Source organism: Hazenella coriacea, assembly GCF_004341825.1.
Classification (GTDB): Bacteria; Bacillota; Bacilli; order Thermoactinomycetales; family Thermoactinomycetaceae; genus Hazenella; species Hazenella coriacea.
On sequence record NZ_SMAG01000001.1, the window covers coordinates 265,303 to 277,477 of the forward strand.

Below are 12,175 nucleotides of genomic sequence, written 5' to 3' on the forward strand. Positions count from 1 at the left end.
AAACATGCATGCCTAAGGATACATTTTTTAACCTACCCAAGAAAAAACAGAAAAAAGTAATTGGTGCAGCCATCACTGAATTTGCTGACTATGACCCGATCAATACTTCTATTTCAAGAATCGTTGCTTTAGCTGGGATTGCAAAAGGCAGTTTTTATCAATATTTTTTAGATAAACAAGATCTACACCTCTACTTAGTTGACTTAGCTTGTCAAGAGCAGAGTGTTTTTATGTCTGAATTATTAAACAATAAGTCGAACTTAGATTTTTTCTCATATGTTCAAGTAGCGATCCGGGAAAATACACAATTTCACCATCAACATCCTCAACTTAATCAAGTCGTCTATCGTGCTACCTTTAGCGACTACCCATGGCATGATGAAGTAAGGACTCGTTTACGACAAACAATCTCAGATACCTGGGAACAATTAGTCCGATTAGGTATGAAGCGAGGTGATGTGGATCCCAGTTACAATCCCAAACTAATCTCTTCCATACTCACTTTGTTAACTCTTGGACTCCGTGACCATTCACCAGAGCAATCCCAATCTCAATTTTTGACACAATTTGAAGAGTTATTCCGAATTTTAGAGTTGGGGCTTCGACCGCGTAGTGAAGTCAAAGAAAATAAAACCCTCTAACTATTTACGAATATCCAAAAGAAATAATAAGTTGTCCTTACCTAATAAAAATTTTTTTGCGAAAACTCATTCTTAGTGACATAAAAAATAGATAGTTATCGAATGAAAGTATATAGAGGTTATTACATTCATATTACAAAAAGATTACATCTATCTACCAATCAATCCCCACCATCTACATAACAACGACATAATATGAAAAGCACTCATAGAATGTAACTAACCCTTCATATAGAGCCTCCTTTATTACCCATCAAACTGCTTGTATAAATACCCAAGTAAGCAGATTGATGTTTACATATAATATAGCAACACCCCAAAAAGCAGGTTCACTGATCTGAACCTGCTTTCAAAATATATTCAATTAGATCACTCAATTCATCATCATAAAAACATTAAACTACCTTTTCCAACTCTCCCGACTCCACATGAAATAAATATCCGATTACTTCGACACCTTTCCCATACTTCTTGAAAACGGGATGCTCTTTTAAGTTTTTCACTTGTTGTACTACGTTCCTCTTAAACAATTCATTGGGTGAAGATAAGCCATTTTGGCCGAATTGAAGCCCCTTTTTAATATGATCTAGCCAAGGCTTCAATTCAGATTCCTGATTATCTTGATAAGCTGCTTTCACTCCTCCACAATCGGTGTGACCTTTAACAATGACCTTCCGAACACCCAAGTGTTTCAATGCAAAATACAGGCTTGCACTAAAGCTCTCATCGTTATGATTAACCTGATTAGCAATATTTCGATGGATAAAAAGATGACCCAAAGGCACCTTCATAATCGTGGATGGACTCACCCGTGAATCACAACAAGCAATCATCAAATATTCGGGAGACTGACCTTTACTCAGCTCCTCGAAAAAAGTCGGCTTCTGCTCCACCGCTTCTTGTACAAATCGCTCATGCTGTTCCTTTAGATTTAATTGACCCATCTAACACTCTCCTATCATTTTCCAATTGATTGTAATGCTTCTTCAATGGATAGATAACTAATCTGATCCTTAAACCTTCGATCCCAACCAGCTTTCTTCATAAGATCTAAGACAGGTCCTTTGATACCTGCAAATATAATCTTTTGACCTGACCTTTGATATGTTACCATCAGTTCTTCCATCGAATCAATTGCAACTGCATCAATTGCATTGACTCCAGAATAGTCAAAAATGATCCATTTTACTTCAGGACGATCAGACAAACACTGGCGCAATCGATCCTCTAAAAATGACATATTGGCAAAGTATAGAGAAGCATCAACACGAAAAATCAAAACTTCAGGATCAGTCTTAGCTTCTGGATACCTCTTCACATTTCGATACACATTTTTCTCAGGTAGGAAACCTAATTCTGCTACATGAGGATAAGCACTACGTCCGATGAATACAAGAAGTGAAAACACAATCCCAATCAAAATTCCTGCTTCAATCCCTAAGGTTAAAGTAGCGACAAACGTCAGCACCAAAGTCCACCCATCTATAGGCTTTACTTTAAATAAATAGATCGCTTCCTTCACATCAATTAATCCATATACGGCAACCATGATAATTGCAGCTAATACGGTTTGAGGAAGATAATAGAACAAAGGAGTAAAAAAGAGTAATGTTAAAACGATGATAATCGCTGTGATGATCGAAGCTAAAGGCGTACGAGCACCCGCCTCATAGTTAACCGCTGAACGTGAGAACCCTCCAGTAACCGGATACGCAGAGAAAAAGGATCCCCCAATATTGGCTAATCCAAGTCCGATTAATTCTTGATTAGAATTCACTTTATATTTTTCTTTAGATGCAATTGCTTTAGCCATCGCAATCGACTCCATAAATCCAATAAATGAAATGGTTAGAGCCGCTGGCAATAAAGATTGGATCGCTCCTAAATCTAAGCCTGGTAAAGAAAGAGATGGAATGCCCTGAGGAACTTCACCTACAATTTTTACACCAGATTGATCTAATTTCATCAGGTAGACAAGCAGGGTACTTCCTACAACAACGAAAAGAGGCCCGGGAATTTTTGGCGCTACTTTTTTGATTAGCACAAGAATAAAGATGCTTGCTAAACCAATTCCTAAAGTAATCAGGTTCGTTTGTCCCATTTTTTGAAAAGCTTCTATAAGTAATTGAATCACATTCTCTCCACCTGATAGCTTTACTCCTAACAAGTGTTTTAACTGGCTCAAACCGATGATAATTGCAGACGCCGAGGTAAAACCGCTAATAACTGCATGAGACAAAAAATTCACTAAAAAACCCAGCCGAAACAAACCAAGAAATAACTGAATGATTCCCACCATAAAAGCCAGCAGAATCGCAAGTGCAATATATTCATTGGTTCCAGGCTTGGCTAAGGTTGAGATTCCCGAAAACACAAGTAACGATACCATCGCAACAGGTCCAACCGCCAGTTGTCTTGAACTACCAAACAGTGCATAAATGATCAGCGGTATCGTAGAAGCATATAAACCAATCACAGGCGGTAACCCAGCTAACATCGCATAAGCCATACCTTGGGGGATAAGCATAATCGCAACAATAAGTCCTGCCGATAAGTCCCCTCCCAAATCCGATTTTTTATAATTTCTTAACCAGTTAACAGCAGGAACTACTTTTCGTATCATAATCACTAACGCCCCCTTCTAATATTTTCTTTTTTCGATGGATAAAACTCGAATGTTTGTTCGAGAAAAGGGTATGTTTCTTTTGTATAATGCCTAGAAGGACACGCCTTTACAGTGATTAAGGAACTTGATTGATCATAATCAACTTCTAATCGCTGTTCACACACAGGACACCGATCAATCAACAGCCGTTCAGCCCATTTCCACATTTCTTTCCCCTCCTGATCCCAAGCCCCAATGATTATCAGCCAATTTCGGGGTTCTTTCTAACTAGGCTTTACTCTATTAGACATACTCTCTAACTATATTTTTTCTTAGTGACTACAATTTATACAGTTGACATCTTGGTTCATCTAACCCCCGATGAGTTACTTTGGTGCAACTGATCATTTATGAATCCGCAAATACCCATATGGGTATATTAGAAACAAAAAAACAAAAAGGTTCCATATACCCCCTTAGGTATATTTAAACTCTAAAACTATATAGTGTCAACACATGAGGAATAAATTGGATTGATCTTTTTTACAGTGAGAGCATGTAGCATGAAAATCATAGATTGAAGCGATGGGGATTAAATGATGCAACAACTTTACAATGTGACTATATTTGAAGCTACCTCATTTTTGAATCTCTTTGCAGAAAAGGATATACTAAATGTAATCAACTAAAAAATATGAAGTTCTCAAAAGCACCTACTATAGAATGGAGGTGAGTCGGATGGACCGTTGTATATGTCCAAAGTTTGAATCTGCCATTGAAATATTAACTAAAAAATGGACGGGTTTAATCATTCGTGTTCTCATGGAAAAAACAAGTAGATTTCGTGATATTCGCGAGCAAATCCCTCAAATGAGCGAAAGAATGCTTGCGGAACGACTGAAGGAGCTGGAATCACACAAGATTATCGAGCGTCGGGTCTATCCAGAGACTCCGGTCCGGATTGAATATAAGTTAACAGAAAAAGGAAAAGCGATGGCTCCTGTTTTTGACTCTATTCAAGCATGGGCCGAAGAATGGATGGATGTCGAGCAATCTGATGGGGAAATGTAACAGTTGGAGGTGCTTTTCTGATGTCATTTCCTTATCTCTGTCCTCATTGTGGAACAAACCGTAGCCGCTTCAATCTCATTGAACAAGTCGTACAATCTGTTAAAAAAGATCGAGAAACAGGGGACGTTATCGAGTACTTAGACCCTGATGACCCTCTTCAGTTTAAATACGATGGTGATCCATATCGTGTACAATGTGGAGTTTGTGGCATGGTTGAAGCAGAACGGCTATTTATTCAACAAGCTCGTATACATCAATCATAAGAGCTACAATGAACAGCCATCCGTAATTAAATCGGATGGCTGTTTCGATTCATTGACTCTTTTCATTGACTCTTTGATGTGAAGAATGCGTAGGAAAGTACTATAATAGGATAATGAGAGTATCTTTTTGAATTTAAATGGGAATAAAGAGGGGTTTACTATGGATGCTTTAAAAGATTCGATCTTACAACTCATCACTGAAACATCTACCAACTTACCTCCAGATGTAAGACAAGCCATTCATGCTGCAAAAGCAAAAGAAGATGCAGGGACACGAGCGACTCTGGCTCTCTCAACCATTTCTCATAACATCGAAGTGGCTGAAGAGAATATTTCTCCCATCTGCCAAGATACTGGAATGCTCACTTTTGAGATCCACGTACCAGTTGGGGTCAACCAGATTGAGATGTCAAAAGCGATTCACACTGCTGTAGTAGAAGCGACCAAACAAGGAAAGCTTCGCCCTAACTCCGTTGATTCATTAACAGGTGAAAATAGCGGGGATAACATTGGTGAAGGAACACCCGTCATTCATTATCATCAATGGGAAAAAGATGAGATTGAAGTTCGCCTCATTTTAAAAGGCGGCGGTTGTGAAAATAAAAATATCCAGTACAGTCTTCCTTGCGAACTAGAAGGATTAGGTCGAGCTGGTCGAGACTTAGACGGGATTCGTAAATGTATCCTCCATAGCGTCTATCAAGCTCAAGGTCAAGGATGTAGTGCTGGATTTATCGGAGTTGGTGTGGGTGGTGACCGCACCACTGGTTACGAACTAGCTAAAAAACAGCTATTTAGAAAAGTTACCGATACCAATCCCAATGAAGATTTAGCCCAACTAGAAGATTATATTATGGAAAAAGCAAACACCCTAAGCATCGGAACGATGGGCTTCGGTGGAAATACTACTTTGCTCGGTTGTAAAATCGGAGCCATGAATCGACTTCCTGCTAGTTTTTTCGTATCCGTTGCATACAATTGTTGGGCATTCCGTCGTCAAGGAGTCACCTTAAATACAGATGGCCAAATTACGAGTTGGCTTTATAAAGACGAAGAAATCACCACGGAAAAAGGGGAAGAGAAAGCTCAATCCACTCCTAGTGGAACTCGACAAATCGAATTGACCGCCCCCATTACAGAAGAGCAAATCCGAGATCTTAAAGTAGGCGATGTTGTTATTATCAACGGACCTATGCATACCGGTCGTGATGCATTGCATAAATATTTGATGGATCATGATAGTCCCGTTGATTTGAACGGTGGCGTCATTTACCACTGTGGTCCGGTGATGTTAAAAGACGAAGCAGGAACTTGGCATGTCAAAGCAGCTGGTCCGACAACCAGTATTCGAGAAGAACCCTATCAAGCCGATATCATTAAAAAGTTTGGTATTCGTGCAGTCATTGGAAAAGGCGGTATGGGTCCTAAAACATTGGCTGGTTTAAAAGAACATGGTGCAGTCTATCTCAATGCAATCGGTGGAGCTGCTCAATACTACGCCAATTGCATCGAAAAAGTAGATGGAGTCGACTTTATGAAGTTTGGAGTTCCTGAAGCTATGTGGCATCTACAAGTAAAAGGATTTGCTGCCATTGTCACTATGGACTCTCATGGAAATAGTCTACATGCTGATGTAGATAAATCTTCTCTTGAGAAGCTATCCGAATTAAAAGACCCTGTCTTTTAATCAACTATTTCTTAATCAAAGAGCTAAGTCCTCGTTGATAGTGATCACGTAGGCTTGGCTCTTTTTATCCATTCCCACCTTTTTTACTGTTCACAGAATCTATATTACACGATACAATAGAACTGGAAATCTATTACGTTTCAGACCTAATTCTTAAAGATTTTTTCTTTGATTTCTCGAATTGGTTGAAACAAAAATATACCCATTGTCTTTATATACAATAAAGGGGGTTTTTACTTCTATGATATTCAAGAATATGAAAAAGATCGGCACGGTTGCCTTAGCTGCAGTCACTGCTGTTTTCCTAGCATTCCCAACCATGATGGCTTCTGCGGATGCGATTCCTGGAGAAACAGTAGTCACATTGGGGAAAGACCTTAAAGATTCTGAGCGAAGTGCACTTCTACAAGAAATGCAAGTAGATCCAAATGGGAATAATGTTCAAATCTTGGATGTGACAAACGAAGAAGAATACCAATACTTAGGTAAGTATATGTCCCGGAATGAAATCGGAACTCGGGCCATTTCATCAGCTAAAATCGTTTTAACTGGTGATGGCAAAGGTATGGATGTAAAAACCAAAAATATTACTGCGATTACACCAAGTATGTATGCCAACGCAGCGATTACCGCAGGGATTAAAGATGCAGATATCTATGTCACTGCACCTTTCAATGTTTCCGGAACAGCTGCACTCACAGGGATCATTAAAGCCTTTGAAGAAGCAACGGGTAAAAAGATTGATGAAAATCAAAAGCAAGTAGCCAACGAAGAAATCGTTCGAACCAATGAAGTCGCAAAAGAGATTAACGACCCTGATAAAGCAGCTCAGTTTATGAATGAACTCAAGAAAGAGATTGCCACTGAGCGTCCTTCCACTCCAGAAGAATACAGAGATATCGTTATCAATATCTCACAAGAATTTAATATCAACTTGAGTGATCAATCGATTAACCAACTCGTTCAGTTCTCTCAAAACTTTAACTCTCTCAATCTCGATTGGGACCAACTTAGTGACCAACTCTCTAAGCTAAAAGGCGACCTTGCCAATGTACTTAACTCAGAACAAACACAAGGAATTATTGATTCGATCCTTGAATGGCTCGGCGAATTATTCAGTGCAATTGGCGACTTCTTTAGTTCTTCTTCCTCTAAAGCTACAGAAAAGTAACAGTAAAGCCCTTCCCGAGTCTGGGAGGGCTTTGCTTATATTTAATGATAAAAAAAGTACCTGTTTCGATTGAAACAGGTACTTTTGGTAACCGAAAATCACATTAGAAAGAAAGCCATTTTTTAAACATATGTTTGCTTGCTTCACGGTTAGCTGCTGCAATCGCTGTAGTAAGTGGAATCCCTTTTGGACAGGCACGAACACAGTTTTGAGAGTTTCCGCATTCTTGTAATCCACCATCTGCAAGCAAGGCTTCAATCCGTTCGTTTTTGTTCATTGCTCCTGTTGGATGGGAGTTAAACAATTGTACTTGTCCAACAGCAAATGGACCAATAAACTCCGATTTGCTATTAACATTTGGACATGCCTCTAAGCAAACACCACAAGTCATACATTTAGAAAGCTCATACCGCCATTGACGATCAACTTCTGCAAGTCGAGGACCTGGACCCAAATCGTGGCTGCCATCGATTGGGACCCATGCTTTTACACGTTTTAAAGCATCAAACATCCGACCACGATCGATAACAAGGTCACGAACGACCGGAAATGTTTTCATGGGTTCTAAGTGAATCGGCTGTGTCAATTTATCAATGAGTGCGGTACAAGATTGACGTGGACGACCATTAATCACCATCGAACAAGCTCCACATACTTCTTCCAAACAGTTCGATTCCCACTGAATAGGTGCTACTTTTTCACCTTTAGCATTGACAGGATTCCGCTGAATCTCCATCAATGCTGAGATGATGTTCATATTTTTACGATAGGGAATTTTAAACTCTTCTTTGTATGGTTGTTCGTTAGGACCATCTTGTCGTGTTACGATCAATTGAATCCATTGTTGCTCACTCATTTTTTGGCGCCCCCTTCTTTGTCAACATCATAGCGACGTGGGCGTGGTTTAATTAAAGATACATCGACAGGCTCATATTCAAATTGTGGACCTTCAGGCTTAAATAATGCTTTAGTGGTTTTCAAGAAGTTTTCATCATCACGATCTGGGAAATCTGGTTTATAGTGTGCCCCACGGCTTTCATTCCGATTGTATGCACCGATTGTGATGACACGAGCCAGTTGTAACATATTCCATAGATGACGTGTAAACGGAGCTGCTTGGTTGCTCCATTGGCTGGTGTCAACCATGTTGATGTTTTGATAGCGTTCCATCAATTCTTGAATTTTCTCATCCGTTTTTAGCAAACGATCATTATAACGAACAACAGTTACGTTCTTTGTCATCCACTCACCAAGCTCTTTATGAAGAACATACGCATTTTCATTACCATCCATGTTAAGGATGTTATTGTATTTTTCTTCTTCAGCTTTTTGATGTGAGGTAAACAATTCACTGCTCAAGGAATCTACTGATTTATCCAAGCCACGAACATATTCGATCGCTTTTGGTCCAGCTAGTAAACCACCATAGATGCAAGAGAGTAATGAGTTCGCACCCAAACGGTTTGCACCATGGTATTGGTAATCTGATTCACCTGCTGCAAACAGACCTGGGATATTCGTCATTTGATTATAGTCAACCCATAAACCACCCATTGAATAGTGAACGGCTGGGAAGATCTTCATTGGGACTTTACGTGGGTCTTCACCCATAAATTTCTCATAGATCTCAATAATTCCACCTAATTTAATATCTAGCTCTTTAGGATCTTTATGAGAGAGATCAAGGTAAACCATGTTTTCTCCGTTGATTCCCAACTTCATATCGACACACACTTTAAAGATCGCACGTGTCGCAATATCCCGTGGTACGAGGTTTCCGTAAGCTGGATACATTTCTTCAAGGAAGTACCATGGTTTTCCGTCTTTATAAGTCCATACCCGACCACCTTCACCACGAGCTGATTCAGACATCAAACGAAGCTTGTCATCCCCAGGAATCGCTGTTGGGTGGACTTGAATGAACTCACCATTAGCGTAGTATGCACCTTGTTGATAAACAGCAGCTGCAGCTGTACCGGTGTTAATCATGGAGTTGGTTGATTTACCAAAGATAATTCCAGGACCACCTGTTGCTAAAACCACTGCATCTGCTGGGAAAGATTCGACCTTACCACTTCTGAGGTCTTGAGCCACAATCCCACGACAACGACCCTCATCATCTTGAATAATGGAAAGAAACTCCCAATGCTCAAACTTCGTCACTTTACCTTCAACTTCATAACGACGGACTTGTTCATCTAATGCGTAAAGCAATTGTTGACCAGTGGTTGCTCCAGCATAAGCTGTACGATGATGCTGGGTTCCACCAAAACGACGGAAGTCAATCAACCCTTCAGGTGTACGGTTAAATGGAACACCCATCCGGTCCATTAAATAAATGATTCCGGGTGCGGCTTCACACATAGCCTTAACCGGTGGTTGGTTGGCTAAGAAGTCCCCACCATAAATCGAATCGTCAAAGTGCTCCCAAGGAGAGTCGCCTTCCCCTTTGGTGTTAACCGCTCCGTTAATGCCACCTTGCGCACATACGGAGTGAGAGCGTTTAACAGGAACAATCGAAAATAGTTGAACATCGGCGCCAGATTCTGCTGATTTAAGAGCTGCTGCTAGACCAGCTAACCCCCCACCGACGATAATAATCTTTTCATTCATTGGCAAGTTGCTCCCTTCTACCTACTGTGCCAACTGCTGAGCAAATGCAGGATCTGCAAAAGCTAATAAGGAAGAAACACCTAGATACGAAACGAGTACGAACACACCAGCCCAAACCCAAGTTGAGATGCGTTGTGCCCGTGGACCTACTGTGATTCCCCAGCTGACTAAAAATGCCCACATTCCATTACTGAAATGGAAGACAGCGGCAATGACTCCAAGAATATAGATTCCCAATACGACGGGATTGGAAACAAGAGTATGCATTAAGTTAGCCAACTGCTCAGGATTGTAGTCATTCAATGCTACTTGAATACGAGTTTCCCAAACGTGCCAAAAAACGAATAGTAAGGTGAGTACTCCTGTGACACGTTGCAACATGAACATGTAGTTACGGAATGTACCGAAATTACCTACATTGTTCTTTGCCTGGAACACGATATACAATCCATAAATACCATGATACAACAACGGCAAGAAAATAAAAAAGATTTCCAGGACGAGCAGGAATGGGATCCCCCATAGCCACTCTACTTGCTCCACAAAAGCGCCTGCCCCTTTAGTAGCGTAATAGTTCATTAACATGTGTTCAACCAAAAAAAAGCCCACCGGTATGACGCCTAGTAAGGAGTGTAACCGACGGTTAAAGAAACTGCGCTGCATGTTCATCGTGTGCCTCCAATCTTGGATTTAATCGCAGATTCAGATAGAACTAGCAATCGCGAACCCCTTTTTACAAAATTTATAGAGAAAGGGGTTTCACATCAACGCTTTTATTGTACTCCCAATGATATAAAAGCGTCAAGGAAATGCCACAAATCCTTCAGTCTATAACTAATCCCTCTTCACCCATAATATGGTTTTTTATATCCCAAAAAAACATCTAGCCATATTGTTTTGTTACGTTTGCAAAAACCACTTATTTAAGCAAGGATTTTAGATACATGCCTATTCACATAATTAAAAAACAACACCATTCTCATCAAAAAAGGTGTTGTTTTTTATATTAGGAGTTTCTTCTATTATTTATTCCAAAAAAATCATTCGTTATTTCGTCGTTAAAATGACATATTTTGTTCAAAATTTATCAACACTTATTATGGGCAAACAAATGTTTTAGTTGCTCTTGATCTACTTTAGGTGCTTCAGGGTCTTCTAACCAGCAAGCCACTTGATGCTTCTCCGAAATCGAGGTCATGGGTGGCATTTCTTCGAGACATACTTGCATCGCTAATGGACAACGATCTGCAAAAGGACATCCTGAAGGTGGTTCGAATAAATCCGGAGGAGAACCTGGAATTGGTTGTAACTCCTGATCCTTGGATTGATCCATTCGTGGCATCGATGCAAGTAGCCCCCACGTATATGGGTGATGTGGTTGTTTAAAGATTTCTTCGACTGAACCTGTTTCAACCAATCGTCCTCCATACATCACTGCTACGCGATCTGCCGTTTCAGCTACAACTCCTAGATCGTGTGTAATTAAGATAATAGAAGTCTGCATACGCTGTTGCAGGGCTTTCATCAGTTTCATAATCTGTGCTTGGATGGTTACATCTAAAGCAGTAGTTGGTTCATCAGCAATGAGAATTTTGGGCTCACTGGCTAATGCCAAAGCGATCATCACTCTTTGTCGCATCCCACCACTAAATTCATGAGGGTATTGGTGAACACGCTTTTGGGGATTTGGGATTCCAACAAGTTTTAGCATCTCGATTGCTATCTTTTTTGCTTCAGCAGCGTCCAATCCACGATGCCAACGGAGACCTTCACTAATTTGTTTTCCAACCTGCATCGTTGGATTGAGTGAAGTCATTGGATCCTGAAAAATCATCCCAATTTCTGCTCCCCGTACTTTAAACATTTCTCTTTCAGATACTTGCGTTAAATCTCGCCCCTGATATAGGATCTCACCTTGACTAATTTTTCCGGGTGGGGTAGGGATCAACCGGACAATCGCCTGAGCCGTCACACTTTTTCCACTTCCAGATTCACCAACAATCGCTAAAAACTCGCCTTCTTGAAGCTCAAAAGAAACACCTCGAACTGCTTGCACGATCCCCCCACCTGTTTGAAAGTTAACGTGGAGATCATGAACTTTTAGCAATGAACCCATCACTGATT

12 protein-coding genes are annotated in these 12,175 nt (G+C 40.3%); 5 read left to right on the top strand and 7 right to left on the bottom strand.

Annotation, left to right across the window (positions count from 1 at the left end; genetic code table 11):
• The first annotated feature begins 8 nt into the window (after positions 1–8).
• Positions 9–641 carry a TetR/AcrR family transcriptional regulator gene (locus EDD58_RS01295; RefSeq protein WP_131923035.1) on the top strand — a complete coding sequence of 211 codons (633 nt, stop codon included), beginning with the start codon at positions 9–11 and terminating at the stop codon, positions 639–641.
• A gap of 395 nt (positions 642–1,036) precedes the next feature.
• Here EDD58_RS01295 and EDD58_RS01300 read toward each other — a convergent pair whose 3' ends face one another.
• The 3 genes from EDD58_RS01300 to EDD58_RS01310 are packed head-to-tail and all read right to left on the bottom strand — an operon-like array spanning position 1,037 to position 3,473.
• Positions 1,037–1,585, bottom strand: coding sequence for a carbonic anhydrase (locus tag EDD58_RS01300; RefSeq protein ID WP_131923036.1), 549 nt, complete (start codon positions 1,583–1,585; stop codon positions 1,037–1,039).
• Positions 1,586–1,599: 14 nt separating this feature from the next.
• The gene (locus EDD58_RS01305; protein WP_131923037.1) at positions 1,600–3,264 is read right to left on the bottom strand and encodes a SulP family inorganic anion transporter; all 1,665 of its coding nucleotides are present in this window, start codon (positions 3,262–3,264) and stop codon (positions 1,600–1,602) included.
• Between the two features lie 5 nt (positions 3,265–3,269).
• A complete protein-coding gene (locus tag EDD58_RS01310; protein ID WP_131923038.1) occupies positions 3,270–3,473 on the bottom strand; it encodes a hypothetical protein in 204 nt (67 codons plus the stop codon).
• Positions 3,474–3,984: 511 nt separating this feature from the next.
• On the opposite strand from EDD58_RS01310, the gene EDD58_RS01315 reads away from it, so the two are divergent.
• From EDD58_RS01315 to EDD58_RS01330, 4 genes are all read left to right on the top strand, one after another.
• Positions 3,985–4,317 carry a winged helix-turn-helix transcriptional regulator gene (locus tag EDD58_RS01315; protein ID WP_165875737.1) on the top strand — a complete coding sequence of 111 codons (333 nt, stop codon included), beginning with the start codon at positions 3,985–3,987 and terminating at the stop codon, positions 4,315–4,317.
• A gap of 20 nt (positions 4,318–4,337) precedes the next feature.
• Complete coding sequence (locus EDD58_RS01320; protein WP_131923040.1) at positions 4,338–4,580, top strand: DNA alkylation repair protein; 243 nt, start codon at positions 4,338–4,340, stop codon at positions 4,578–4,580.
• Between the two features lie 160 nt (positions 4,581–4,740).
• Positions 4,741–6,267, top strand: coding sequence for a fumarate hydratase (locus EDD58_RS01325; RefSeq protein ID WP_131923041.1), 1,527 nt, complete (start codon positions 4,741–4,743; stop codon positions 6,265–6,267).
• A gap of 256 nt (positions 6,268–6,523) precedes the next feature.
• Complete coding sequence (locus EDD58_RS01330) at positions 6,524–7,438, top strand: DUF1002 domain-containing protein (RefSeq protein ID WP_131923042.1); 915 nt, start codon at positions 6,524–6,526, stop codon at positions 7,436–7,438.
• Between the two features lie 103 nt (positions 7,439–7,541).
• Here the strand turns inward: EDD58_RS01330 and sdhB are convergent, their stop codons facing one another.
• From sdhB to EDD58_RS01350, 4 genes are all read right to left on the bottom strand, one after another.
• Entirely contained in the window at positions 7,542–8,294 is a 753-nt protein-coding gene (gene sdhB, locus EDD58_RS01335) for a succinate dehydrogenase iron-sulfur subunit (protein ID WP_131923043.1), read from the bottom strand.
• A complete protein-coding gene (gene sdhA, locus EDD58_RS01340) occupies positions 8,291–10,051 on the bottom strand; it encodes a succinate dehydrogenase flavoprotein subunit (protein ID WP_131923044.1) in 1,761 nt (586 codons plus the stop codon). Before sdhA ends, sdhB begins: the two co-directional genes overlap by 4 nt.
• A gap of 21 nt (positions 10,052–10,072) precedes the next feature.
• Complete coding sequence (locus tag EDD58_RS01345; protein WP_131923045.1) at positions 10,073–10,720, bottom strand: succinate dehydrogenase cytochrome b558 subunit; 648 nt, start codon at positions 10,718–10,720, stop codon at positions 10,073–10,075.
• Positions 10,721–11,138: 418 nt separating this feature from the next.
• Positions 11,139–12,167 (bottom strand): ABC transporter ATP-binding protein, encoded by a 1,029-nt coding sequence (locus EDD58_RS01350; RefSeq protein ID WP_131923046.1) that lies wholly within the window; start codon positions 12,165–12,167, stop codon positions 11,139–11,141.
• Between the last annotated feature and the right edge of the window lie 8 nt (positions 12,168–12,175).